The organism is Sphingomonas sp. Leaf10, assembly GCF_001421245.1.
Classification (GTDB): Bacteria; Pseudomonadota; Alphaproteobacteria; order Sphingomonadales; family Sphingomonadaceae; genus Sphingomonas.
This window is the reverse complement of the sequence record NZ_LMKE01000031.1, coordinates 92,234-115,828: the sequence shown is the minus strand read 5'-3', so window position 1 is coordinate 115,828 and position 23,595 is coordinate 92,234. Positions and strand designations below refer to the sequence as shown.

The 23,595-nt window shown below is 67.5% G+C and carries 23 protein-coding genes and 1 riboswitch; of the genes, 10 read left to right on the top strand and 13 right to left on the bottom strand.

Annotated features, from left to right (window positions below):
• Window positions 1-124: 124 nt before the first annotated feature.
• The 4 genes from ASE59_RS15840 to tldD all read right to left on the bottom strand — a co-directional run bounded on the left by ASE59_RS15840 (window position 125) and on the right by tldD (window position 3,610).
• Window positions 125-1,489: an ammonium transporter gene (locus tag ASE59_RS15840; protein ID WP_056458705.1), complete on the bottom strand. Its 1,365-nt coding sequence runs from the start codon at window positions 1,487-1,489 to the stop codon at window positions 125-127.
• Window positions 1,490-1,500: 11 nt separating this feature from the next.
• Window positions 1,501-1,839, bottom strand: a complete 339-nt coding sequence (locus ASE59_RS15835) for a P-II family nitrogen regulator (protein WP_056458445.1) — start codon at window positions 1,837-1,839, stop codon at window positions 1,501-1,503.
• 146 nt (window positions 1,840-1,985) lie between these two features.
• The gene (locus ASE59_RS15830) at window positions 1,986-2,189 is read right to left on the bottom strand and encodes a DUF2007 domain-containing protein (RefSeq protein WP_056458442.1); all 204 of its coding nucleotides are present in this window, start codon (window positions 2,187-2,189) and stop codon (window positions 1,986-1,988) included.
• Window positions 2,189-3,610, bottom strand: coding sequence for a metalloprotease TldD (tldD, locus tag ASE59_RS15825; protein WP_056458439.1), 1,422 nt, complete (start codon window positions 3,608-3,610; stop codon window positions 2,189-2,191). Before tldD ends, ASE59_RS15830 begins: the two co-directional genes overlap by 1 nt.
• Before the next feature lie 95 nt (window positions 3,611-3,705).
• On the opposite strand from tldD, the gene ASE59_RS15820 reads away from it, so the two are divergent.
• Window positions 3,706-4,110, top strand: coding sequence for a hypothetical protein (locus tag ASE59_RS15820; RefSeq protein WP_156360122.1), 405 nt, complete (start codon window positions 3,706-3,708; stop codon window positions 4,108-4,110).
• Window positions 4,111-4,349: 239 nt separating this feature from the next.
• On the opposite strand, the gene ASE59_RS15815 is transcribed toward ASE59_RS15820, so the two are convergent.
• Complete coding sequence (locus ASE59_RS15815; protein WP_056458432.1) at window positions 4,350-4,577, bottom strand: zinc-finger domain-containing protein; 228 nt, start codon at window positions 4,575-4,577, stop codon at window positions 4,350-4,352.
• 82 nt (window positions 4,578-4,659) lie between these two features.
• Between ASE59_RS15815 and ASE59_RS15810 the strand changes: the two genes are divergently transcribed.
• From ASE59_RS15810 to thiC, 3 genes are all read left to right on the top strand, one after another.
• Window positions 4,660-5,595 (top strand): ABC transporter ATP-binding protein, encoded by a 936-nt coding sequence (locus tag ASE59_RS15810; protein ID WP_056458429.1) that lies wholly within the window; start codon window positions 4,660-4,662, stop codon window positions 5,593-5,595.
• A gap of 240 nt (window positions 5,596-5,835) precedes the next feature.
• Window positions 5,836-6,906 (top strand): DNA polymerase IV, encoded by a 1,071-nt coding sequence (gene dinB, locus ASE59_RS15805; protein WP_056458427.1) that lies wholly within the window; start codon window positions 5,836-5,838, stop codon window positions 6,904-6,906.
• A gap of 182 nt (window positions 6,907-7,088) precedes the next feature.
• A riboswitch (TPP riboswitch) is annotated at window positions 7,089-7,179 on the top strand.
• Between the two features lie 38 nt (window positions 7,180-7,217).
• A complete protein-coding gene (gene thiC, locus ASE59_RS15800) occupies window positions 7,218-9,104 on the top strand; it encodes a phosphomethylpyrimidine synthase ThiC (protein ID WP_056458423.1) in 1,887 nt (628 codons plus the stop codon).
• A gap of 274 nt (window positions 9,105-9,378) precedes the next feature.
• Here the strand turns inward: thiC and ASE59_RS19940 are convergent, their stop codons facing one another.
• The 3 genes from ASE59_RS19940 to ASE59_RS15790 all read right to left on the bottom strand — a co-directional run bounded on the left by ASE59_RS19940 (window position 9,379) and on the right by ASE59_RS15790 (window position 10,436).
• Entirely contained in the window at window positions 9,379-9,552 is a 174-nt protein-coding gene (locus ASE59_RS19940; protein WP_156360121.1) for a hypothetical protein, read from the bottom strand.
• A 375-nt stretch (window positions 9,553-9,927) separates the two neighbouring features.
• On the bottom strand, window positions 9,928-10,194 hold the full coding sequence (locus tag ASE59_RS15795) for a Txe/YoeB family addiction module toxin (protein ID WP_056458420.1): 267 nt from the start codon (window positions 10,192-10,194) through the stop codon (window positions 9,928-9,930).
• Window positions 10,191-10,436, bottom strand: a complete 246-nt coding sequence (locus tag ASE59_RS15790; protein WP_056458416.1) for a type II toxin-antitoxin system Phd/YefM family antitoxin — start codon at window positions 10,434-10,436, stop codon at window positions 10,191-10,193. The genes ASE59_RS15795 and ASE59_RS15790 overlap by 4 nt, the downstream gene beginning before the upstream one ends.
• Window positions 10,437-10,524: 88 nt before the next feature.
• Between ASE59_RS15790 and ASE59_RS15785 the strand changes: the two genes are divergently transcribed.
• Window positions 10,525-11,424: a hypothetical protein gene (locus ASE59_RS15785; protein WP_056458413.1), complete on the top strand. Its 900-nt coding sequence runs from the start codon at window positions 10,525-10,527 to the stop codon at window positions 11,422-11,424.
• A 174-nt stretch (window positions 11,425-11,598) separates the two neighbouring features.
• On the opposite strand, the gene ASE59_RS15780 is transcribed toward ASE59_RS15785, so the two are convergent.
• From ASE59_RS15780 to ASE59_RS15760, 5 genes are all read right to left on the bottom strand, one after another.
• Window positions 11,599-11,877, bottom strand: a complete 279-nt coding sequence (locus tag ASE59_RS15780) for a hypothetical protein (protein WP_056458409.1) — start codon at window positions 11,875-11,877, stop codon at window positions 11,599-11,601.
• A gap of 47 nt (window positions 11,878-11,924) precedes the next feature.
• Window positions 11,925-12,653 (bottom strand): uracil-DNA glycosylase, encoded by a 729-nt coding sequence (gene ung, locus ASE59_RS15775; protein WP_082458509.1) that lies wholly within the window; start codon window positions 12,651-12,653, stop codon window positions 11,925-11,927.
• Entirely contained in the window at window positions 12,650-12,958 is a 309-nt protein-coding gene (locus tag ASE59_RS15770) for an alkylphosphonate utilization protein (protein ID WP_056458406.1), read from the bottom strand. Before ASE59_RS15770 ends, ung begins: the two co-directional genes overlap by 4 nt.
• Before the next feature lie 41 nt (window positions 12,959-12,999).
• Complete coding sequence (locus tag ASE59_RS15765; protein WP_082458511.1) at window positions 13,000-14,436, bottom strand: S41 family peptidase; 1,437 nt, start codon at window positions 14,434-14,436, stop codon at window positions 13,000-13,002.
• 127 nt (window positions 14,437-14,563) lie between these two features.
• Window positions 14,564-15,619: a mannose-1-phosphate guanylyltransferase/mannose-6-phosphate isomerase gene (locus ASE59_RS15760; protein ID WP_082458508.1), complete on the bottom strand. Its 1,056-nt coding sequence runs from the start codon at window positions 15,617-15,619 to the stop codon at window positions 14,564-14,566.
• A 179-nt stretch (window positions 15,620-15,798) separates the two neighbouring features.
• Between ASE59_RS15760 and ASE59_RS15755 the strand changes: the two genes are divergently transcribed.
• Genes ASE59_RS15755 through ASE59_RS15735 form a run of 5 tightly spaced genes read left to right on the top strand, consistent with a single transcriptional unit; the run spans window position 15,799 to window position 23,460 of the window.
• Window positions 15,799-17,187, top strand: coding sequence for a TIGR03013 family XrtA/PEP-CTERM system glycosyltransferase (locus ASE59_RS15755; protein ID WP_056458401.1), 1,389 nt, complete (start codon window positions 15,799-15,801; stop codon window positions 17,185-17,187).
• Between the two features lie 4 nt (window positions 17,188-17,191).
• The gene (gene prsK / locus ASE59_RS15750) at window positions 17,192-19,240 is read left to right on the top strand and encodes an XrtA/PEP-CTERM system histidine kinase PrsK (RefSeq protein ID WP_056458398.1); all 2,049 of its coding nucleotides are present in this window, start codon (window positions 17,192-17,194) and stop codon (window positions 19,238-19,240) included.
• Window positions 19,237-20,592 (top strand): PEP-CTERM-box response regulator transcription factor, encoded by a 1,356-nt coding sequence (gene prsR / locus ASE59_RS15745; protein WP_056458395.1) that lies wholly within the window; start codon window positions 19,237-19,239, stop codon window positions 20,590-20,592. Before prsK ends, prsR begins: the two co-directional genes overlap by 4 nt.
• The gene (locus ASE59_RS15740) at window positions 20,576-22,630 is read left to right on the top strand and encodes a tetratricopeptide repeat protein (RefSeq protein WP_156360120.1); all 2,055 of its coding nucleotides are present in this window, start codon (window positions 20,576-20,578) and stop codon (window positions 22,628-22,630) included. The genes prsR and ASE59_RS15740 overlap by 17 nt, the downstream gene beginning before the upstream one ends.
• Before the next feature lie 20 nt (window positions 22,631-22,650).
• Window positions 22,651-23,460: a DUF815 domain-containing protein gene (locus ASE59_RS15735; protein WP_056458392.1), complete on the top strand. Its 810-nt coding sequence runs from the start codon at window positions 22,651-22,653 to the stop codon at window positions 23,458-23,460.
• Window positions 23,461-23,595 lie beyond the last annotated feature (135 nt).

Sequence of the window (23,595 nt, the reverse complement as noted above, 5' to 3'; positions counted from 1 at the left end):
CCCCGACCGACCCGAGCACAAAAAAAGGGCCGATGCGTCGCCGCACCGGCCCAGGGGTTTTCCGCAGGAGGAAAGTGGTGACCGGGCGGCAGGGGACTGGGCCGCCGCCCGGAAGTAGAGAAACTCAGTAGTTGTAGGCGCGCTCGCCATGCTCGCCGAGGTCGAGACCTTCCATCTCGACTTCCTTCGAGACCCGGCCGCCGGTCAGCGCCTTGGCGATAACCCAAGCGATGGTCGTGCCGACCGATGCCCAGACGATGGTGACCAGCACCGCGAACACCTGCACGCCCAGCTTGGCGCCCATGTCGTAATCGGCCGCACCCGGTCCGCCCAGCGACGGGGCATAGACGACCGCAGTACCGATCGCGCCGATGATGCCGCCGACGCCGTGGATGCCGAACGCGTCGAGCGAATCGTCATAGCCGAGCTTGGGCTTGAGCACCGTCACCGCGAAGAAGCAGACGATCGAGGCGACGGCGCCCAGCACGATCGCACCGAACGGACCCGAGTTGCCGGCGGCCGGCGTCACCGCGACCAGCCCGGCGATGATGCCCGAGCAGAAGCCCAGCGCCGAACCCTTATGCCCCGAGAACTTCTCGGCCAGCATCCAGAACAGCCCGGCCGAAGCGGTCGCGACGAAGGTGTTGATCATCGCCAGACCGGCGGTGCCATTGGCTTCGAGCGCCGATCCGGCGTTGAAGCCGAACCAGCCCACCCACAGCAGCCCGGTGCCGACCATGGTCAGCGTCAGCGAATGCGGCGCCATGCGCTCGGTCGGGAAACCGATCCGCTTACCCAGCAGGATGGCGAGTACCAGCGACGACACGCCGGCATTGATGTGAACGACGGTGCCGCCGGCAAAGTCGAGCGCGCCCGCCTTGAAGAAATAGCCGCTCGATGCCCACACCATGTGCGCGATCGGGAAATAGGTGATCGTCAGCCACACCATCGCGAAGACCATGACGGCGGCGAACTTGATCCGTTCGACCACCGATCCCAGCACCAGTGCGATGGTGATCGCGGCAAAGGTCATCTGGAAGCTGATGAAGACATATTCGGGGATTTCGACCCCGGCGGTGAAGGTCGCCGTCTGCGACGCGGCGGTGACGCCGGCCAGGAACGCCTTGCCCGGGCTGGCGATGAAGTTCGACAGCGCCGCGCTCGACACGTCGGGACCGAAGGCGAGCGAATAGCCGTACATCACCCAGATGAGCATCGCGAGCGCGCTGACCGCGCCGATCTGCGTCATCACCGACAGCATGTTCTTGGTCCGGGTCAGGCCGCCATAGAACAGCGCGAGGCCGGGAACGATCATCATCAGCACGAGGACGGTCGACACCATCATCCACGCCGTATCGCCCTTGTTCACCGTCGCGACCGGTGCGGCGGCAGCAGCCGGCGCCTGCAAGGCGGCGTCCTGTGCCCATGCGGGCAGCGCGGCGAACAGGCCGAGCGCAGCGCCGGCCAGCAATGTCTTCGGATGTTGCATGATGCCCCCCATCACAGCGCGGTCAGGTCGGTTTCGCCGGTGCGGATCCGCACCGCCTGTCCGACGTCGAGAACGAAGATCTTGCCATCGCCGATCGCGCCGGTGTTGGCGGCGGCCTGCACCGCTTCGACGACGCGCGCGGCGATGTCGCTGTCGCACACGACCTCGATCTTGATCTTGGGCACCATGTTGGTGCTGTATTCCGCGCCCCGATAGATTTCGGTTTGGCCCTTTTGCCGGCCGAACCCCTTGACCTCGGTCACGGTCATGCCCGCGACGCCGATCTCGGTCAGTGCTTCGCGTACCTCATCCAGCTTGAATGGCTTGATGATGGCGATGACTAATTTCATGTCGCCCCCTCGTCGCATGATTGCTCGGGGGATAGCTTCGCAACCTCCGTGCCAAACGGCGTTCGGCCCGTTTTGGAGGGGTTACCCGCCGGGCATCATGGTTGCCGAGCGGTTAATTTGTGCAGCGCGGCGCGTTTGCCTGTTTTTCAGGCAGATTGGTCGACGATTTGCCGGGCATCGTCCAGATCGTCGGCATCCACCATCACCCGCACCGGGATCAGCAGCCAGCTCCCGTCGCCGATGCTCGCCTCACCGTCGAACGCGACCGCCGGAATGCCTTCGCTCTCCAGCCGCCCGACGATGATCTGCGCCTCGACGCGCGGAAAACGGCCGAGTTCGGTCAGCGGCATCAGGCGGTGCCGCCGACGGTCAGCCCGTCGATCAGCAGCGTCGGCTGTCCGACCCCCGCCGGCACCGACTGCCCGGATTTGCCACACATGCCGACGCCCTCATCGAGCGCGAAGTCGTTGCCGATGCCGCGCACCTGTTTCAGCACCTCCGGCCCGTCACCGATCAACGTCGCGCCCTTGATCGGCGCACCGATCCGGCCATTCTCGACGCGGTACGCCTCGGTGCACGAAAACACGAACTTGCCCGACACGATGTCGACCTGGCCCCCGCCGAACGACTTGGCGAAGATGCCGTTCTTCACCCGCGACAGCAGCTCGGCGGGATCATCCTTGCCCCCCGACAGGAAGGTGTTGGTCATCCGCGGCATCGGCGCGTGCGAGAAATCCTGACGACGGCCATTGCCGGTCGGCGCGACACCCATCAGCCGCGCATTCAGCCGATCGTGGATATAGCCTTTCAATATGCCGTCCTCGATCAGGATATTCTCTTGGCTGGGCGTGCCCTCGTCATCGATCGACAGCGACCCGCGCCGGTCGGCGATCGATCCGTCGTCGATCACGGTCACGCCCGGTGCCGCGACCCGCTCGCCGATCCGGCCCGAAAAGGCGCTGGTGCCCTTGCGGTTGAAATCGCCCTCCAGCCCGTGGCCGATCGCCTCGTGCAGCAGGATGCCGGGCCAGCCATTGCCCAGCAGCACGGTCATCTCCCCCGCCGGCGCGTCGACCGCCTCCAGATTGACCAGCGCCTGCGCCAGTGCGACGTCGACCGCCCGGTTCCACGTCTCGGGCGCGAACAGCGAATCGTACAGATAGCGCCCGCCAATCCCGAAGCTGCCGCTTTCGCGCCGTCCGTTCGATTCGACCACGATCGACACGTTCAACCGCACCAGCGGCCGCACGTCGGTGGCGATAAAGCCATCGGGGCGAACGATCTCGACCACGCTCCATGATCCGAGCAGGCTGGCCGAAACCTGCACGACACGCGGATCACGCGCGCGCGCGGCGGCGTCGATCGACTGGCACAGCGCCACCTTGTCGGCGAACGGGATCAGGTCGAGCGGATCGGCAGCGGTATAGAGGTGCCGGTTGTTGCCGCGCGGCGCCGGTGCCTTCGCACCCTTCGCCGGGTCGATCAGCGCCATCGTCTCCCCCGCGCGGCGGATGGCTGCTTCGGACAATTCGTTGGCATGGGCGAAGGCGGTCGTTTCCCCCGAGACCGCGCGCAGGCCGAAGCCGGCATGGGTGTCGTACGACGCCGTCTTCAGCCGGCCATCGTCGAAACCGAACGCCTCGGAGCGGCGATACTGGAGATAGAGTTCGCCGTCCTCGGCGTGCCGCAACGTTTCCTGCGTGGCGCGGAGGGCGGCGGCGGGGTCGAGGTCGCCGGCATAAAGGTACGAGCGGGGATCGGTCGGGGTCATCGGTGGGATATAGGTGCGTGGCTGCGAAGGGGAATGGGACTCATGGCCTGTCTTTGAAAGCTTCCGTGTCTTAGGCTTCAGCACAACGATTGTCCGTGAACGAACGAACTGGCAGTGTTTTGGACATGGGCCGTAGACAAGATGAGAGGCGGAACATTGCCGAGCAGCGTTGGCCATCGCTCTCGAATCTGCTCGCCTGTTATTTCAACGAGGATCTTTCGATCCTTTACGGGTCCCTCGAAGGGGCCTTCGAAGCGGCGATTAAGGACGGCTCGCTCGAACATAGGCGAACCATCCTGAAAGAATGGCGGGACTGGAACGCATCGGAAGGAGCCGTCGACGATGTTCGGCCCAGCCTGTACGATGGTTTCGCGATTGCCGTCCGGCTGGAAAAACCCATCGACGGCCGCAACTTCATGAACCGCCTTTACGATGGCTTGATGGAACGGGTTCGGAAGGAAACCGCGCCGGGCAGTAGGCGGGATGGGACGAGCCGGTAGCGGGCAGCACTTCCGGCTTGCTCCAAACCCGTCGCCCCAGTCGAAAGCTGGGAGTTCAAGCGGCTCTTGTCCCCCGCATCTGCGCGGAGATGCCAGCTTTCGCTAAGATGACGTTTGGATGGAAGTAGGAGGGCAATCTTAGCCGCCGCGGCAAAGCCGCGTCGTCGGTATGCGGGCAAGGGCGAGCTTGTCCGCCGCCGGCCGGCCGGGCGCCCGGTTCGCTCGACCTTCGGTCGATCTCAGCGCCCGGCGCCGTCCCCGTGATCCTTCAGCTTGCTTTGGTCCGCCCCATCGGCCGGGCCGCCGATCAGCACGAAGCGCCGGTCGCAATAGCCGCAATCGACATAGCCCGTTTCGTCGATTTGCAGCCACACGCGCGGGTGGCCGAGCGCGGCGGCGATTTCGCCGGCTCCGTCGCAGGCGACGCGGGGGGTGGTGACGCGGAGGAGCTCGGGCGGTGGCAGCATGAGGAAAGCCGATAGCAATGCCGCGATTGCTCGACAAGTCGGTGCTTGGCTTGGGGGCGGGCGGGGCGTATCGGCAAACCCCATGGAAACCCAAGCCGCCATCTCGATCCGCGACCTGTGCAAGACCTATGCAGCGGGGAAGGGCGGCGCGCCCGCCAAGGTGGCACTCGACGGTGTGTCGTTCGACGTACCGCGTGGGCAGATCTTCGGGCTGCTCGGCCCCAATGGCGCGGGCAAGTCGACGCTGATCAACACGCTGGCGGGCCTGGTCAACAAGACCAGCGGATCGGCGTCGATCTGGGGCTTCGACATCGACCAGCATCCGCGCAATGCCAAGGCGTCGATCGGCATCGTCAATCAGGAAATCCTGTTCGACCCGTTCTTCACACCGGCCGAGACGCTGGAGATTCAGGCGGGCCTGTACGGCGTGCCCAAGGCGAAACGCCGCACCATGGACCTGCTGCGCGCGGTGCATCTGGAGGACAAGGCCAATGCCTATGCCCGCACCCTCTCGGGCGGCATGAAGCGGCGGCTGATGGTCGCCAAGGCGATGGTCCATTCGCCGCCGGTGCTGGTGCTCGACGAACCGACCGCGGGCGTCGATATCCAACTGCGCCAGCAACTGTGGGACTATGTCCGCGAACTCAATGCGGGCGGCGTGACGGTGGTGCTGACGACGCACTATCTGGAGGAAGCCGAGGAACTGTGCGACCGCATCGCCATCATCAACCATGGCCGCGTCGTCGCCAATCAGCCGACCCGCGAACTGGTCGGCATGGCGCAGGAAAAGGCGGTCGAGCTGACGCTGGATCGCGACCTGACCGACCTGCCCGATGCGCAGTGTTTCGAGAAGGTCGAGCGCAAGGGCGACCGGCTGCTCGCGATCACCTATCGCAAGGATGTCGCCAATGCCGGCGAGGTGCTGGCGGCGGTGACGTCGCAGGGGTATGGCATCGTCGACGTCGTGACGCGCGAGGCCGATCTGGAGGACGTATTCCTCAACCTGACGAACGGCTAAGCCTCTTTCCTCCCCTCCCTGACAAGAGTTACGGGGCGGTCATGCCCCCGGCATAACCTAAACAGTGCGGCGCACTGTTTACCCGAAGCTGGGCCGGGGGTGGGTAGGCCGGTTGTAGCACGCTCACCCTCCCCTCTCGGGCCGACCCACCCCCAACCCCTCCCTTGTCCAGGGAGGGGGGTTATATTCGCCTTTTGTTCTTGCGCCAGCCTCCGCCGCAGGCCATTGTAAACCCGCGAGATGTCGGACTCCACCCGCAAGATCATCCATGTCGACATGGACGCCTTCTTCGCGTCGGTCGAACAGCGTGATGCGCCCGAGCTGAAGGGCAAACCGGTCGCAGTCGGTGGGTCGAGCGGGCGCGGGGTGGTCGCCGCCGCCTCCTACGAAGCGCGCGTGTTCGGGGTGCGCAGCGCCATGCCCTCGGTCACCGCGATCCGCCGCTGTCCGGACCTGATCTTCGTCCGGCCCCGGTTCGAAGTGTACAAGGCGGTGAGCGGCCAGATCCGCGACATCTTCCACGACTATACCGATCTGGTCGAACCGCTGTCGCTCGACGAAGCCTATCTCGACGTCACCGCCAATCGCCGCGGCCTGCCCAGCGCCACCGCGACGGCCGAGGAAATCCGCGCCCGCATCCTCGCCGTCACCGGCCTGACCGCCTCGGCCGGGATCAGCTACAACAAGTTCCTCGCCAAACTCGCCTCCGACATGAACAAGCCCAACGGCCAGTTCGTGATCCCGGTAAAGGCCGGCCCGCGCGTCGTTGCCGCGCTGCCGGTCGGCAAGTTCCACGGCATCGGCCCCAAGACGGTCGAGCGGATGGAGGCGCTGGGCATCCGCACCGGCGCGGACCTTGCCGCATGGAACCTCCCCGACCTGCAACGCACCTTCGGCAAGGCGGGCAGCTGGTATCACGGCATCGCCCGTGCCGAGGATCACCGCCCGGTCCGCGCCAATCGCGTGCGCAAGTCGTCGGGGTCGGAAACCACCTTCCACCACGACCTGACCGACCCGGCGGCGATCGAGGAGCGCGTGCTGGCGATGGCCGACGACGTGTGGGACTGGGTGGAGAAGACCGGCCAGCACGGCCGCACCGTCACCGTGAAGGCAAAATACTCCGATTTCCGCATCGTCACCCGCAGCCGCACGCTGACCACGCCGGTCGCCGACCGCGCGACGCTCCACGCCGTCGCGCGCAGTTTGATCGCGACGCTCTACCCCTTGCGCATGGGGTTGCGGCTGGTCGGGGTGACGATGGCCGGCTTCGGCGCGGGCGAAGGCCCGAGCGGGCAGCTCGACCTGTTATAGGCGTGGCTCCACTACCCAACCGACCATCGTCATTCCGGCGAAGGCCGGAATCCATTGTGTCGGGGGCTGTCGACCTTGCCGCGCCGTCTCCCCGTCCATGGATTCCGGCCTTCGCCGGAATGACGGCGGATCGAAGTGCCAACACTTTGACGCCCGGCCGCAACCCGCCTACAACCGGACCGTCCCCGGGGGAGCGTTCCGTCACGCTTGAGAGGAAGGCCGCAGCCTTCGACCCGCTGAACCTGATCCGGCTGACACCGGCGTAGGGAGGGAGCGGCCGACAGTCCCGCCCCCTCCGCATGGAGTGGAATATGGCAGACATCCCCGCAAAGGCCGAAATCGGCGTCACCACCGGCCCGATCCGTGGCAGCCGCAAGATTCACGTCGGCCCGCTGAACGTCGCGATGCGCGCGATCGACCTCGATCCGTCGTGCGGCGAACCGCCGCTCAACGTCTATGACACGTCGGGGCCGTACACCGACCCCAATGCCCGCATCGACATCATGGCCGGCCTGTCGCAGCTCCGCCGCGACTGGATCATGGCCCGTGGCGACGTCGAAAGCTACGACGCCCGCGAACTCCGCCCCGAAGACAACGGCCAGCTCGGTCCCGATCGTTCGGGCGGCGTCCAGCCCTTCCCCAATGTCGTAAAGCGCCCGCTCCGCGCCAAGGCGGGCGCGAACGTCAGCCAGATGCACTATGCCCGCCGCGGCATTATTACGCCCGAAATGGAATATGTCGCGACCCGCGAAAATCTCGGCCGCGAGATGCTGCGCGACTATGTCCGCGACGGCGAGAGCTTCGGCGCGGCGATCCCCGATTTCGTGACCCCCGAATTCGTCCGCGACGAAGTGGCGCGTGGCCGGGCGATCATCCCCAACAACATCAACCACCCCGAAACCGAACCGATGGCGATCGGCCGCAATTTCCTGGTCAAGATCAACGCCAATATCGGCAACAGCGCGGTCGCATCGAACGTTGCCGCCGAAGTCGACAAGCTGGTCTGGTCGATCCGCTGGGGCGCCGACACCGTCATGGACCTGTCGACCGGCCGCAACATCCACGACACCCGCGAATGGATTTTGCGCAATTCGCCGGTGCCGATCGGCACGGTGCCGATCTATCAGGCGCTGGAAAAGGTCGGCGGCATCGCCGAGGAACTGACCTGGGACATCTTCCGCGACACGCTGATCGAACAGGCCGAACAGGGGGTGGACTACTTCACCATCCATGCCGGCGTCCGCCTGCCCTACATCCCGATGACCGCCAAGCGCGTGACCGGTATCGTGTCGCGCGGCGGGTCGATCATGGCGAAGTGGTGCCTCGCGCATCACCGCGAATCGTTCCTCTACGAACATTTCGACGAGATCACCGAGATCATGAAGGCGTATGACATCGCCTATTCGCTGGGCGACGGCCTGCGCCCCGGATCGATCGCCGACGCCAATGACGAAGCGCAGTTTAGCGAACTCTATACGCTCGGCGAACTGACCCACCGTGCGTGGGCACAGGACGTGCAGGTCATGATCGAAGGCCCCGGCCATGTGCCGATGCACAAGATCAAGGAGAATATGGAAAAGCAGCTGCAGGTCTGCGGCGAAGCGCCTTTCTATACCCTCGGGCCACTCACCACCGACATCGCGCCCGGCTATGACCATATCACCAGCGGCATCGGCGCGGCGATGATCGGCTGGTACGGCACGGCGATGCTCTGCTACGTCACGCCCAAGGAGCATCTGGGCCTGCCCGACCGCGACGATGTGAAGGTCGGCGTGGTGACCTACAAGCTTGCCGCCCATGCCGCCGATCTGGCGAAGGGCCACCCCGCCGCCAAGATGCGCGACGATGCGCTGAGCCGCGCCCGCTTCGAATTCCGCTGGCGCGACCAGTTCAACCTGTCGCTCGACCCCGACACGGCGGAAAGCTACCATGACCAGACGCTGCCGGCGGAGGGTGCCAAGACCGCGCATTTCTGTTCGATGTGCGGCCCCAAATTCTGCTCGATGAAGATCACGCAGGAAGTGCGCGACTTCGCGGCCAAGCAGAACGCCCCGGCCGACACGTTCCTCGCCGCCGACAAGGCCGACGCGGACCGCGCGGCATTCGCCGGCGGATCGGTCGCGGCGGACGCCGGCATGGCGGAAATGAGCGAGAAGTTCCGCGAAAAGGGCAGCGAGGTGTACCTGCCGGCGGAGTGAAATAGCGGGCGGGGGGTGTTTCGCCCTCCCGCCCGTTCGTCCTGAACAGTCGCTGAGCTTGTCGAAGCGAAGTATCGAAGGACCGCCAAAGGTGCTTCGATACGGGTCTTCGACTTCGCTCAGTCCCTACGCACCACGAACGGCTTTTTGAAATGCCCAACCCCAAAACTTCTCCCCGCTATGCGGGGAGGGGGACCATGCGCAGCATGGTGGAGGGGCGTGGCCGCAAGCGGGACGCACAAAAAGGCCGGCGAGGTTTCCGCCGGCCTTTCGTTCATGCGTAGAGGATCAATGTCCACACGTCATTGCCGTCATCGGTTTGGGGGATGCGATGCCCCTGCGTAATGAAGGTCGTGATGCTAGACGTTCCTTGCCGCCAGTATCCGGTTTCCGGGCAATAGTCGCCCGCAACGGCAGTAGTGCCCAGCATCGTGTGTCGGTTGGTCATGATTCGTCGCCTCAATCGAAAACGAGGCCAACGTCGGATGCGCACGTTGACTCCCAGGTGAGGGCAACTAAAGTTCAGCCTCGTTCTCCAGAGCGAGGTAGGCATCCGCCTCCAGCTTGCGCCACCCCCGGCAAGGGGTGGCGCAACGCCGATACAGTCGAGCAGCAAATTCAAAGACTGGTACGCGAACCCCGCAGACGACGGGGAAGTTATGCCCGCACGACTGTGCGTCGAAGCGTCAACGGGGCGATCACCGCGATGGCGGTGGAGCCTTCAGCTTCGATAATTGCAACGTCTCACAAACCGCCCTGCTTCGCAAGCTTCTGAAGCATCAACGTTGTACAATTTTTCCCGGACCGCAAATTTGATTGTGTTTCAATAATGATACCGGCACTGCGCGACCTGCACCGCCTGCTCCACACCCGCCCCCGTCACCCGATACACCAACCGATGTTCATGGCTGATCCGACGTGACCACCAGCCCGACAGGTTGCCGCCCAGCGGTTCCGGCTTACCGGTCCCCTTGAACGGATGCCGCCGGCACTCCTCGATCAGTCCATTGATCTTCTCGACCATCTTGACGTCGTTCGCCTGCCAATATCGGTAATCGTCCCAAGCCGTTGGCCAGAACGCGACCTTCACGGAAAGGGGACGCCTTCGTCACCCTGTTCGAACCCGCGCACTGCTTCCAGCAGCCGCTCCGCATTCTTCGGCGATCGCAGCAGGTACAACGTCTCCTCGATCGACGCCCATTCGCTCGCCGAGACCATCACCACCCCCTCACCGCGCTGGCGTGTGATTGCCACCGGCACCCGGTCGGCGACGACCCGGTCCATGACCGATTTCAGATTGGCGCGAGACTCGGTGAAACTGATCGATTCCATGGGACGAATGTACGGAACATTGTACAGAAAGCAACGACGAACCAAAAACCCCTGTCCTACAAGTTCCCAATATGTTCCCCTCGCGCCCATGCGCAACGACACCCAGCTCCCGGAGCATTCGCCCGCGCCCGCACCGGCGCTCGACCCCTCGAACCTGACCGTTCCGTCCGAGACGCCGTATCTCGACGCCAACGGCTATGACCCCGCCGCCTATCAATGGGTCCCCGTCCGCCGCAAACCGCGCAGCGACGGCTGGTCCGATGCCAAGCAACGCGACTTCATCGAAGCGCTCGCCGATGGCGGATCGGTCACCGAAGCGGCCCGCGCCGTCCATATGTCGGCCAGCAGCGCCTATCGCCTGCGCCGCTCGCCCGGCGGCGAAGCCTTTGCCCGCGCATGGGATGCCGCCGTCGCCCAGGCGGTGTCGATGCTGGTCGACGTCGCGTTCGACCGCGCGATCAACGGCACCGTCGAACCGGTGCTTGATGCCAATGGGCGGCGGATCGGGTCGCGGCATCGCCCCGGTGACCGGATGCTGATGTTCCTGCTCGCCGCCCATTATCCCGACCGCTACGGCAAACAGCAGCGTCGCCGTCCCGGCCGTGGCGAGGCGGAGGCGCCGCCCCCCACGCCGACGCCCAGCGTCGCCGAGGCGCTCGACGCATTGACCCCGGTCCCGCCGGCCGAGCCCGAAAAGCTGATGGCCCCCGCCGATCTCGACGTCGCGATCGAGGTCGCCGACCTGCAGGATGGCGAACTGCCCGGCTGGCTCGACCCCGATCGCCGCTGCGAACCCGTCGCGCCCAGGGTCGAACCGCCGCTACACGACGCGCTCGCCGCCGCGCTCGCGGCGCAGGACGATATCGATATCGGCGAACCCGGCCCGCTGGGTGCAGCGTTCGAGGTCGAACTGGAACTGGCCAAGCGCGGCATCGTCGTGCCCCGCTCCAAGCCGAAGCCCAATCGCCGCGCGCGCCGCGCCCAGTGACGAGTGTGAACTTCGTGAACTTTGGACGCGAAACCTGCCGCTGTCAGACCCGCTCGCGCCCCGGTCGTTCGCAGGACCAGCTTGCCCGACGGGGCCGTGCACCGCCCATACGCAAAAGGGGGCGCCGCGATTGCCGCGGCGCCCCCTCCGGTCCGTCATGCCGCGTGGCGCGACTTACATCGCGTTCTTCACGGCCTGTTCGACCTGCGCATTGTCGTTGTCGTCGGCCTTGTCGGCGGCGTCCTCGCCCATGTCGCGGACGTTCTCAGCCTGTGCCTCCAGCGCGTCCTCGACCTGTTCGTTGCTGGTCATGTCGGCCTGGTCTTCCAGTGCGTCGGCCTTGTTCTCGGTCATCGCCTCGATATTGTCGGCGGCCTTGTCGTCGGCATTGCCACCGCACGCGCCCAGCAGCATCAGCGCGGCCAGACCGGTCGCCGTCATCATCGTCTTCATGGCAAATCCCTTTTATCTCGTTCCCGCCGGATTGGCGGTCGGGCGCATCAATCGCCGATACCCGCCGATGGTTCCGCCAGCGTATCGAGCGCGGGCAGCGACCAGTCGATCGTCCCCCGGCCGTGCTCCGCCAGAAAGGCGTTGGCCTGGCTGAACGGACGGCTGCCGAACCACCCGCTATGCGCCGACAGCGGCGAAGGATGGCGCGCGCGCAGCACGAGGTGACGGCCGCCCTGGCCGACGTCGCGGACGAACGCCGCCTTCTTCTGCGCATGCGATCCCCATAGCAGGAACACGCTCGGCTCCGCCCGGTCGGCCACGGCATGGACGACGGCGTCGGTGAACGCCTCCCACCCGCGCCCGGCATGCGATGCGGCGCGATGCTGCTCGACGGTCAGCACGCTGTTGAGCAGCAGCACCCCCTGCCGCGCCCAATGCTCCAGAAAGCCGTGCGCCGGCGGGGTCAGCCCCAGATCGGTCTGCAATTCCTTGAAGATATTGCGCAGCGATGGCGGCACCGCCACCCCCGGCCGGACCGAGAAGGACAGGCCATGCGCCTGTCCGGGCCCATGATAGGGGTCCTGCCCGAGGATCACGACCCGCACCTTGTCGAGCGGGGTCAGCGCCAGCGCTGCGAACCAGTCGCGCGAATGCGGCAGGATGCGCTTGCCCGCCGCCTTCTCCGCCGTCAGGAAGTCGCGCAGGCTCGCCATCGTGTCGCCGGCCAGCACCGGGGCCAGCGCCGCTTCCCAACTGGGATCGATCCCGGCGATCATGTCCGCTTGCGGACGAACTCGGCGCGCAGCACCAGCCCCTTGATCCCGTCATACTTGCAGTCGATCTCCTGCGCGTCGCCGGTCAGGCGGATCGACTTGATTAGCGTGCCGCGCTTCAGCGTCTGGCCCGCGCCCTTGACGGTCAGGTCCTTGATCAGCGTCACCTGATCGCCATCGGCCAGCACGTTGCCGACCGCGTCGCGCACGACGACCGCGTCGTCATCGGCGGCTGGTGTCGTGCCCGCCTGCGATGCGGGCACCCATTCGCCGCTCGTTTCGTCATAGATGTAGTCGTCGTCGCTCATGCCGTCCCCCTTGCGGCTGCGGGGTAGCCGAGCGGCACGGGTCAGAACAAGCCCGGCACCTCGCGCTGCACGGTCGACGGGCGGTCGGGTTGCAGCAGCGTCCGGCCCTCGACCCCGTTGCCACCGGCGCGCAGGGCGTCGCGGGTCGATGCGGTCGCCGCCGCCGACCCGATCCGCAAACAGCTCCGCCCGGCAAGGAAGTCGAGCGCGCGGGCGACCGACTGTTCGCGCGGGTCGCCCAGCGGATAATTGATGTCGTCGGTCGCCGAACAGGTGTTGGGCACCACCGAGGCAAGGCCGTCATAATAGGCCGCCGAGCGCGCCGAATTCTGCACCGCCAGCGCGACGACGCGCAGCCGGTCGTCGCACGCCGCCTTGTCGACCGCGATCTGCCCGACCGGCTTGCCATAGGTGTTGGTGCCGATCAGCGCCATGTTGTTGCCGAGATAGGGGACGAAGGCGTTGATGACCAATTCGCTCGCCGATGCGGTGCGGTCGGTGCCGATGAAGGCGATCCTGGTCGGCGTCACCGACTGCGCGGTCGGGGCGAAATACCGGGTCTCGTTCTCGGACGATTTCTCGGGGCGGAAGGTGGTGTAGCTATAGACCTGGCTGGTCGACTTGCCGCCCCCCAACAGGTCGCCCATCAGGTCGGCGACCGAGATCAGCCCGCCGCCATTATAGCGGAAATCGATGACGAACTCGGTGATCCCCTGCGCCCGGAAACTGGCGAAGGCATCGCGCAGCGGCTGGTTGGCGGTGGTGATGAAGGTGCGCAGGTTGATATACCCGACCCGCTTGCCGCCGTCGGTCAGCACCTTGGCGCCATAGCGGGTCGATACCGGCAACAGCGCGTAATCGGTCTTGGTGACGGTTTCGGTGCGGGTCGTGCCCTCGACGGTGCGGAACTGGAAGGTGCGGGTGGTGCCGGGCGTATCGGGACCGAAGGAGTCGTTCAGCGCATTGCCGCCGCTGTCGATGATCGCCCCGACGCTGCGCAACGTCGCGGCGCTGGTGCCGATCTGCAGGATTTCCGTGCCGCGATCGATCCCGGCGGCCAGGGCGTTGGCCCCTTCGAACGCTTCCGTGACGAACAGGCGGCGGCCGCTGGTGTCGAGCGCGAAACGGACGCCGAACCCGGCGGTGGTGCCGGCACTGTAATAGGCGTCTTCCTCGGCGATCGAGGTCAGATAGGTAAAATACCGGTCGCGCCGCTGCGCCCGCGCGGTCGCGGTCAGCGCGTCGATATACGCATCGACCGTGGCATAGGGCGTCGGGTCGAGGCTGGCGGGCAGCGTTTCGGGGAACAGATACCATTCGCGCAGCTGCGCCAATGCCCAGTCCTGCCGCTCGCGCAGCGAACAGCCCGCGGTGCTGGTCGGCGTGGGCGTGGGCGTCGCCGACGGGGTCGGGGTAGATCCGCCGCCGCCGATGATCGTCCCGCCAACGCCGCCGCCCCCGCCACATGCCGAGAGCATCGCCAACACGCCCAACGCCGCACCGAACCGTACCCGCACAACGCGCACTCCACTTTGTCGCGACAGCCTAGGCGCCGTGCGGGCGAAGGGAAGGGGGATTCGCCGTCCGCTATCGTACGGCGCCGGTTCAGTTCCCCTTCATTGCGTCGAGCAGCCGCTTGACCTCCTGCGACCGGCCGCGCGGCAGGATCAGGACGTCGTTGCCGCTGGCGACGACGATCAGGTCGCTGACCCCGACCATCGCGACCCGCACCCCGTCCGACCGGACGAGGCAGCCGGTCGCGTCGAGCAGCGTCACGTCGCCGCCGGTCGCGTTATGGGCATCGTCGCGGTCGCTGATCGCGTGCAGCGCGTCCCAGCTGCCGACATCGCTCCACCCCATCGCCACCGGCGCGACCGCGACCCGGTCGTCGCGCTCCATCACCGCATAGTCGATCGAGTCGGACGGGCTGGCGGCAAAGGCGTCGGCGTCGGGGCGGATGCAATTGCCGTCGCGTTGCGCCCGGTCCATCGCGCTCTGCGCCGCGTCCAGCATCGCCGGCACGAACCGGCCGATCGCACCCAGGAAACGGTCGGCGCGGAACAGGAAGATGCCGCCATTCCATGCATGGTCGCCCGATGCCAGCATCGCCTGCGCCGCATCGAGCGGTGGCTTCTCGACGAAGCGGTCGACGCGGTGGACCCCTTCGGTCAGCGGCGCGCCGACCTTGATCCAGCCATAGCCGGTCTCGGGCGCGTCGGGGGCGATGCCGAACGTCACCATCCAGCCATCCTCCACCAGCGGCAGCGCGCGGTCGATCGCGGCGCGGAACGCTTCGAGGTCGTGAATGACATGGTCCGACGGCATGACCAGCAACGGCGCGTCGCCGCCGCCCGCCGCGATCGCCGCCAGCGCGATGGCCGGCGCGGTGTTGCGCCCCATCGGTTCGAGGATGATCGCCTGCGGGGCCGAACCGATCGAGGAGAGCTGTTCGGCGACGGCATCGGCATGGGCGGCATTGGCGACGACGATCGGCGCGGCAAAGCCGTCGCCCGCGGCGCGGCGCGCGGTCAGCTGCAACATCGTCTCGGCGGCGGTCAGGGCCAGGAACTGCTTGGGACGCTCGGGACGCGACATCGGCCATAGACGGGTGCCCGCCCCCCCGGACAGAATGACGGGGATAATGGCGGACGAAACGGGCATGGATCGGATCTCCGGAAAGGATCAGGCAGGCGGAATCCGCCCGCCCGGACGGGCAAGCGACTGTTGCGATACAACAACGATGTGACAATGCGTATCCATCGCGTTCAGTATTTCTTTGCGCTTTGGCGCGATACGGGCTGGGTGTCGGACTGGCTTACAAGCGTATCGAGAGCCCAGCGATGATTCGGCTGTTCAAACACTATATCCCGCACGCCGTCTTGCTGCTGGGGTTGCTCGACTTTCTGGCGCTGCTGGTCGCGGCCGAACTCGGCTGGGTCACGCGGGCGATGCAGATCGACATGGGCATCGACCCGATCCACACCCGCATCCCGCAATTGCTCAGCTTCGCGATCAGTCTCGAAACCGCCCTGGTCGCGGTCGGCATCTATGGCACCGATGCGCTGCAATCGATCAAGTTCGCCGCGGCCCGGCTGATCGTCGCGGTCGCCGTCGGCGCGATCCTGCTGGCGGTCGTGTTCTTCCTCGCGCCGTCGATCACCTTCTGGCGATCGAACCTCGTCTATGCGCTGGGCTTCGCGGCGGTGCTGCTGCTGGTGCTGCGCATCCTGACCGGCGCATTGCTCGGCGGACAGGCGTTCAAGCGGCGGATCATCGTGCTGGGGGCGGGGCCGCGTGCGCAGCGGCTGAAGGAACTGTGCCAGACCCCCGGCGCGGGTTTCGTCGTCGTCGGCTATGTCGCGATGAGCGAGGCGAACCGGGTGATCCCCGAAGCGATCGCCCGCGACGCGATCTACAACCTCGCCGACCATGTCGTGCTGCTCGGCGCATCCGAAGTAGTGCTGGCGCTGGAGGAACGCCGCAACGCCCTGCCGCTCAAGGACCTGCTGCGCATCCGCACGACCGGGGTGCATGTGAACGAGATCTCGACCTTCCTCGAACGCGAGACGGGCCGGGTCGACCTCGACAGCGTCAGCCCGTCGTGGCTGATCTTCTCCGACGGCTTCTCCTCGGGCCGGATGGTGTCGAGCGCGTTCAAGCGGCTGTTCGACATCGCCGCCAGCCTGTTGCTGCTGACGCTGACGCTGCCGGTGCTGGTCGTCGCCGCCATCGCGGTCAAGCTCGACAGCCGCGGGCCGGTCTTCTACCGCCAGCGCCGCGTCGGGCTGTACAGCACCGGTTTCGACATCCCCAAGCTGCGTTCGATGCGCACCGATGCCGAAGCGGCGGGCACCGCCATCTGGGCGGAAAAGAACGACCCGCGCATCACCCGCATCGGCCGCATCCTGCGCAAGACGCGGATCGACGAACTGCCGCAATGCTGGAGCGTGCTGATCGGCGAGATGAGCTTCGTCGGCCCCCGCCCCGAACGCCCCGAATTCGTGTCGGCGCTGGAGGACAAGCTGCCTTATTATGCCGAACGGCATATGGTGAAGCCCGGTATCACCGGCTGGGCACAGATCAACTATCCCTATGGCGCGTCGATCGACGATGCCCGGCAGAAGCTCGAATACGACCTGTATTATGCAAAGAATTATTCGCCGTTCCTCGACCTGCTGATCCTGCTCCAGACGCTGCGGGTCGTGATCTGGTCGGGCGGCGCGCGGTGAGCCGATGCTGATCGGGATCATCGTCTGGGGCCATGCGATCGCGGCGCTGCTGTTCGGTGCGCTCGCCTTCTGGACCGCCGATCGTGGTGCGGCCGATGCGGCGCTGCCACGCGGCTGGCTGTCGCTGGCGCTGGCGCTCACCGCACTGTGGACGCTCTCGGTCGCCGGGATCGGCGATGCGCAGGCGATCTCGCATCTGTTCGCCGCGCTGCGCACCCTGGGCTGGCTGGTGCTGTTGATCGTGATCCAGCACCGTGCCGGGGCGAACGATGCCGGGCTGGGCCGCACGCTCGCTTATGGCAGCGTCGCGGCGGTCGATATCGCGCAGCTGGTGCTCGATCTCGCCGCCGCCGCCGCCCCGGCGACACAGGCGGCGGCGATGATCGCGCAGGTATCGACGGTGCTCGGCGCGCTGGCGGCACTCGGCGCGCTGCTGCTGCTGCACGGCATGTTCCCGGCGGTGACGAGTGCGGCGACCCGGCTGGTGCTGGTTGCCGCCGGCGCCTTCTGGCTGATCGACGTCAATCTGTGCGTCGCCGCCTATCTGCTGGGGCAGGCACCGGGCGAGTTGATCGCGGCACGCGGCGTCGCGCTGGCGGCGCTGGCCCTGATCGTCGCACTGGCGCTGTCGCGGCCGGGCGAGGGCGGGGTAAAGCTGTCGCGGACCGCGACCTTCCACACGCTGTCGGTGCTGGGGCTGGTCGCCTATTTCGCGGTGACGATCATGGCGACCAGCCTGATCGCGACGCTGGGCGGCGAATATGCCCGCATCGGCCAGACCGCGTTCGTGTTCGGATCGACCGTTGCCGTGCTGACCGCCGCTTCGTCGGGCTGGCTCAGGGCATGGGTCAAGGTCAAGCTGGTCAAGCATCTCTTCACCCACCGCTACGACTATCGCGCCGAATGGACCCGCTTCACCGAGACGCTGGGTGAGCCGAAGGGTGCGGCACCGCTCGACGAACGGCTGGTCAAGGCGGTGGCGGACCTGACCGATTCGCCGGCCGGACTGCTGCTGGTGGCGCAGGGCGATGCCCTTGCGGTAGAAGCGTCTTGGCGCTGGGAGGGCGACGCGCTGGGCGACGCCGTCGACAGCGCCGTGCTGGCGGCCCACCTGCGTGCGACCGGCCGTATCCTCGAACTCGACCCGCTGCGCGACCGGCCGGCGGGCGTGGACGGGGCGGCGGTCCCGGCGGCGATGCTGGCCCATGGCGAGGCGTGGGTGGTCGTGCCGCTGCCGCATCTCGGGCAGTTGGCCGGAGCGATCCTGCTGGCGCGTCCGCTGGTCGCCCGCGCGCTCGATTGGGAGGATTTCGACCTGCTGCGCATCGCCGGGCGACAGGTCGCGAGCTATCTGGCCGAGGAACGCGCGCAATCGGCGCTGGCCGAGGCCCGCCGGTTCGAGGAGTTCAACCGCCGCTTCGCCTTCATCCTGCACGATGTGAAGAACATCGTCAGCCAGTTGAGCCTCGTCGCCCGCAACGCCGTGCGTCACGCCGACAATCCCGATTTCCGTGCCGACATGGTCGCGACGCTGAACGAATCCGCCACGCGGATGAACGACCTGCTCGCCCGCCTGTCCGAACGCGAGCCCGCCCGCGAACAGGCGCTGCGTGCCGTCGCGCTGGCAAGCGTCGCGGCAGGGTCGGTGGCGCGGTTCCGGTCGCGGGGGGCGGTGGTGGTCGAGGGGCCGGCGACGCTCCACGCCCTGGCGGACCCGACCCGGTTGCAGCAGGTGATCGATCATCTGGTCCACAACGCCCTCGACGCGGGCGGCAGCGACCCGGTCCGCATCGTGCTGGGAGAAACTTCTGATCGAGTGTGGGTCGAGGTGATCGACACCGGCATCGGCATGACCGGGCAGTTCGTCCGTGACGAGCTCTTCCGTCCGTTCGTGTCGTCGAAGCCGTCGGGCTTCGGCATCGGCGCGTTCGAAGCGCGCCAATTGGCGGTCGCCATGGGCGGCCATATCGATGTCGACAGCCAGCCCGGCCGGGGATCGCGCTTCCGCGTGACGCTGGCGGCGGCTGTCCCCGTGCTGGAGCAAGCGGCATGACGAACCGCAAATGCCTGTTGATCGTCGAGGACGATGCCGGGCTGCAACGCCAGTTGCGCTGGGCCTATGAAGGCTATGACATCGTCGTCGCGGGCGACCGCGAGGCGGCGATCGCCGCAGTCCGTGCCGAGGAACCGCAGGTCGTGACCCTCGACCTAGGGCTGCCGCCCGATCCCGACGGCGTGACCGAAGGCTTCGCGACGATGGAAGCGATCCTGCGCATCAAGCCCGATACCAAGATCGTCGTCGCCAGCGGCCATGGCGACCGGGCCAGCGCGCTGCGTGCCATCGATCTGGGGGCGTGGGATTTCTATGCCAAGCCGATCGACATCGACGCGCTGGGCCTGATCGTCGCGCGCGCCTTCCACGTCCATGCGCTGGAGGCGGAGAACCGCCGGCTGGCGGAGCGGATCGAGGGGCAGGCGGTGCTGGGCGGGATGATTACCGCCGCGCCCGAAATGCTGAAGGTCACGCGGACGATCGAGCGTGTCGCGCCGGCCGACGTGTCGGTCATGCTGCTGGGCGCGTCGGGCACCGGCAAGGAATTGCTGGCGCGCGGGGTCCATGACGCGTCGCGGCGCAAGCGCGGCAATTTCATTGCCATCAACTGTGCCGCCATCCCCGAAACGCTGCTCGAAAGCGAGCTGTTCGGGCATGAGAAGGGCGCGTTCACCGGCGCGGTCAAGACGACCGAGGGCAAGATCGAACAGGCGGCGGGCGGCACGCTGTTCCTCGACGAGATCGGCGACGTGCCGCTGCCGTTGCAGGTCAAGCTGCTGCGCTTTCTGCAGGAACGGGTGATCGAGCGGATCGGCGGACGTAAGGTGATCCCGGTCGACACGCGGATCGTCTGCGCGACGCATCAGGATATCGACGCGATGGTCGCCGATGGCCGCTTCCGCGAAGACCTCTATTACCGGCTGGCCGAGATCGTGGTGCGCATCCCGTCGCTGTCGCAGCGGCCGGGTGACCCGGCGTTGCTGGCTCGCCATTTCCTCGACCGGCATGCGGCGCAGATGGGACTGGGGCAGAAGCGCTTCTCCCCCGACGCGCTGGCGGCGATCGAGGCATGGGGCTGGCCGGGCAATGTCCGCGAGCTGGAAAACCGAGTGAAACGCGCGGCGATCATGGCCGATGGCAAGGCGGTGACCGCCGCCGATCTCGACCTGAACCCGGCACAGGCGGTGTCGGGACCGATCAATCTGAAGGCGGTGCGCGAAGCGGCGGACCGCGCGGCGATCCGATCGGCGCTGGCGCAGGCGCAGGGCAATATCTCGGGCACCGCGCGGCTGCTGGGGATCAGCCGCCCGACGCTCTACGATCTGATGAAAAGCTATGACCTGCAACCCTGACCGATCGATCCGCGCGCTGCTCGGCATGGGCGGCCTGACGATCGTGGCGGGGATGCTCGCCACGATCGGCGGGGCGCTGCCGGCACGGGCCGACGCCGCTGATGCGAAGACCAAACTCGCCCAGGCGCTGGCCCGATATGAGGGCGGGCACTGGACGCAGGCACGCGAAGCGGCACAGGCGGCGACCGCCGCCGATCCGAAATGGGGGCTGGCGCAGGCGGTGCTGGCGCGCACCCATCTGGTGCTGGGCGAAGGTGTCGCGGCGCAGGGCGCGATCGACCGGGCGGTGGCGGCGGGCTTCGATCCCGAACGCGTCCACCAACTGCGCGCCCATGCCAAGCTGTTGCAGGGCGACGCGACCGGCGCGGTCGCCGAGGCCGACAAGACCCCGGTGCGCTATCGCCCCTATGCCGACCGCATCCGCGCGCAGGCTGTGGCAGCGGGCGGAGACGTCGCTGCCGGGCTGAACGCATTGCAGGCGATCGTTGCGCGGACGCCGCAGGACGCGGCATCATGGGTCGCGCTCGGGCAGATCCGGATGGGTGCCGGCGACATGGTCGGTGCGGTCAACGCCGCGGCGGCGGCGGTGAAGGCGGCTCCGTCGTCCCCCGACGCGTTGCGGCTGCGCGCCGAAACGGTGCGCACGCAATATGGGCTGGTCGCCGCGCTGCCGTGGTTCGAAGCGGCGCTGAAGCGCGATCCGTACGGTTACGACACGCTGATCGAATATGCCGCCACGCTCGGCGATGCCGGTCGTGCCGGCCCGATGCTGGACGCGGTGCGGCGGGCGATGGCGGTCCGGCCGGGCAGCGCGCAGGGCTATTACCTGCAAGCGGTGCTGGCGGCTCGGGCAGGCGATTACGACACCGCGCGCAGCATCCTCGACAAGACCGGACGCGGTGTCGCCGGGGTGCCAGGGGCATTGCTGCTCAGCGGTTCGATCGATCTGGCGCAGGGGAATGAAGGGCAGGCGGCGGTCGCGCTGCGCGAACTGGTCGCGCGGCAACCGACCAACGTCACCGCGCGCAAGCTGCTGGCGCTGGCACTGTTACAGAGCAACGCCGCGCAGGACGCGCTCGACTATATCCGGCCGGCAGCGGCGCGGGGAGACGCCGACAGCTACACGCTGACGCTGACGGCGCGGGCGATGGAGCGGCTGGGCGACCGGGCCGGGGCGGCGGCGATGCTCGATCGTGCCGCATCGCCGGGACGCGGGCGATCGACCGCCTTCGCCCCGGACGACGATCTGGCGATGCTGGCGGAGGATGCCCGGCTGACGCCCGGCGATCCGGCGGTGGCGGTGCCCTATATCCGGGCGCTGGCGGCGGCGGGGAACAGTGCCGACGCGGTCGCGGCCGCACGGCGGGTGGCGGCGGCCAATCCCGGTGCGCCCGCCGCGCAACTGGTGCTGGGCGATACGCTGTCCGCCGCCGGACGGATGGGCGAGGCGGCCGATGCCTATGCCCGCGCCGCCGCGACCCGCTTCGACGAAGCGACGATGCTGCGGCTGGTCGATGCCCGCGACCGCGCCGGACAGCGTCCGCAGGCCAGCGCCACGCTATCGCTCTACCTGGCGCAAAACCCGGCGAGCGTCGTCGCGCTGCGGCTGGCCGGGCAATGGCAGGCGGCGGCAGGCGATGACGACGCGGCGATCGACACGCTCGAACGGCTGCGCGCGCTGGTCGGGGACCGCGATGCGGCGGTGCTGGCGGCACTCGCCACCGCCTATGTGGGGGTCGGACAGCCCGGGATCGCGCAGGATTATGCCGACGCCGCCTATCGGATCGCGCCGGCCAACCCGCTGGTCGCCGATGCGCTCGGCTGGGCATTGTTTGCGAACGACAATATCGGTGCGGCGATCCCGGTGATGGCGAAGGCGGTGCGGATCGCGCCCGGCCATGCCGGGATCCGCTGGCACATGGCGCAGATCGCCGCCGCCGCCGGCGACCGCGCGGCCGCCATTGCCAATACCCGCGCGGCGCTGGCAAACAAGGGCTTCGCCGATCGTGCCGCGGCGCAGGCGTTGATCGCGGGGTAGCGGCTGGCTAGGGCGGCGGCATGACCGATCCGCTCCTTCGCATCGCCGCCGCGCTCGAACGCCTGTCGCCGCCACCGCCGCCCGCCGCCGATCCACTGGCGCATCCGGCCTATGGCTGGGACGGAGCGGTGCTGTCGGCGGCGCGCGGCTTCCGGCCGCTGCCGATCGAGCGGCTGGTCGGGATCGATGCGCAACGGGACGCGCTGACCGCCAATCTCGCGCGGCTGGCGGCAGGTGCAGCGGCGCACGACGTGCTGCTGTGGGGCGCGCGCGGCACCGGCAAGTCGGCGCTGGTCAAGGCGGCGGTCGGGCAGGTGCAGGCGGACGGCGGTCGGCTGGCGCTGGTCGAGGCACCGGCGACTGCGCTCGCCAGACTGCCCGCGCTGTTCGCGCTGCTGGCACCGGTCGAACGGGCGTTCGTCGTGTTCGTCGACGATCTCGGCTTCGATACGCCCGCCGATGGCCGTGCGCTGCGATCGTTGCTGGAGGGCGGTGCAGAAGGTCGCCCACCCAACGTCCGGCTGATCGTCACCGCCAACCGCCGCCATCTGGTCCCGCGCGACCTGAAGGAACAGGATAGCGCCATCAACCCGCGCGACGGCATCGACGACGCGCTGGCGCTGGCCGACCGGTTCGGCCTGTCGCTCGGCTTCCACGTCGTCGACCAGGATCACTATGTCGCGATCGTCGCACGCTACTGCGCCGCCTACGACCTGCCGTTCGACGGACAGGAAGCGATCAACTGGGCGACGAAGCGCGGCAGCCGGTCGGGGCGGGTGGCGTGGCAATATGTAACCGAACTGGCCGGGCGGCACGGCAAGGCCATCTAAATCCTACCCGGCACGGCGAGGGGGACCGCCGCGAAGCGGTGGTGGAGGGGGGCTTCAAATAGGGCCAATCGACATTAAGCGGAGTGACTGTTCGGCTCCCCTCCCTGGAAGGGAGGGGCCGGGGGTGGGTCGGCC

What these genes read in the sequence shown, in the direction of transcription:
- ASE59_RS15840 (WP_056458705.1), bottom strand. Translation starts at nt 1,489, where the DNA reads ATGCAACATCCGAAGACATTGCTGGCCGGCGCTGCGCTCGGCCTGTTC.
- ASE59_RS15835 (WP_056458445.1), bottom strand. Translation starts at nt 1,839, where the DNA reads ATGAAATTAGTCATCGCCATCATCAAGCCATTCAAGCTGGATGAGGTA.
- ASE59_RS15830 (WP_056458442.1), bottom strand. Translation starts at nt 2,189, where the DNA reads ATGCCGCTGACCGAACTCGGCCGTTTTCCGCGCGTCGAGGCGCAGATC.
- tldD (WP_056458439.1), bottom strand. Translation starts at nt 3,610, where the DNA reads ATGACCCCGACCGATCCCCGCTCGTACCTTTATGCCGGCGACCTCGAC.
- ASE59_RS15815 (WP_056458432.1), bottom strand. Translation starts at nt 4,577, where the DNA reads ATGCTGCCACCGCCCGAGCTCCTCCGCGTCACCACCCCCCGCGTCGCC.
- ASE59_RS15810 (WP_056458429.1), top strand. Translation starts at nt 4,660, where the DNA reads ATGGAAACCCAAGCCGCCATCTCGATCCGCGACCTGTGCAAGACCTAT.
- dinB (WP_056458427.1), top strand. Translation starts at nt 5,836, where the DNA reads ATGTCGGACTCCACCCGCAAGATCATCCATGTCGACATGGACGCCTTC.
- thiC (WP_056458423.1), top strand. Translation starts at nt 7,218, where the DNA reads ATGGCAGACATCCCCGCAAAGGCCGAAATCGGCGTCACCACCGGCCCG.
- ASE59_RS19940 (WP_156360121.1), bottom strand. Translation starts at nt 9,552, where the DNA reads ATGACCAACCGACACACGATGCTGGGCACTACTGCCGTTGCGGGCGAC.
- ASE59_RS15790 (WP_056458416.1), bottom strand. Translation starts at nt 10,436, where the DNA reads ATGGAATCGATCAGTTTCACCGAGTCTCGCGCCAATCTGAAATCGGTC.
- ASE59_RS15785 (WP_056458413.1), top strand. Translation starts at nt 10,525, where the DNA reads ATGCGCAACGACACCCAGCTCCCGGAGCATTCGCCCGCGCCCGCACCG.
- ASE59_RS15780 (WP_056458409.1), bottom strand. Translation starts at nt 11,877, where the DNA reads ATGAAGACGATGATGACGGCGACCGGTCTGGCCGCGCTGATGCTGCTG.
- ung (WP_082458509.1), bottom strand. Translation starts at nt 12,653, where the DNA reads ATGATCGCCGGGATCGATCCCAGTTGGGAAGCGGCGCTGGCCCCGGTG.
- ASE59_RS15770 (WP_056458406.1), bottom strand. Translation starts at nt 12,958, where the DNA reads ATGAGCGACGACGACTACATCTATGACGAAACGAGCGGCGAATGGGTG.
- ASE59_RS15765 (WP_082458511.1), bottom strand. Translation starts at nt 14,436, where the DNA reads ATGCTCTCGGCATGTGGCGGGGGCGGCGGCGTTGGCGGGACGATCATC.
- ASE59_RS15760 (WP_082458508.1), bottom strand. Translation starts at nt 15,619, where the DNA reads ATGCCCGTTTCGTCCGCCATTATCCCCGTCATTCTGTCCGGGGGGGCG.
- ASE59_RS15755 (WP_056458401.1), top strand. Translation starts at nt 15,799, where the DNA reads ATGATTCGGCTGTTCAAACACTATATCCCGCACGCCGTCTTGCTGCTG.
- prsK (WP_056458398.1), top strand. Translation starts at nt 17,192, where the DNA reads ATGCTGATCGGGATCATCGTCTGGGGCCATGCGATCGCGGCGCTGCTG.
- prsR (WP_056458395.1), top strand. Translation starts at nt 19,237, where the DNA reads ATGACGAACCGCAAATGCCTGTTGATCGTCGAGGACGATGCCGGGCTG.
- ASE59_RS15740 (WP_156360120.1), top strand. Translation starts at nt 20,576, where the DNA reads ATGACCTGCAACCCTGACCGATCGATCCGCGCGCTGCTCGGCATGGGC.
- ASE59_RS15735 (WP_056458392.1), top strand. Translation starts at nt 22,651, where the DNA reads ATGACCGATCCGCTCCTTCGCATCGCCGCCGCGCTCGAACGCCTGTCG.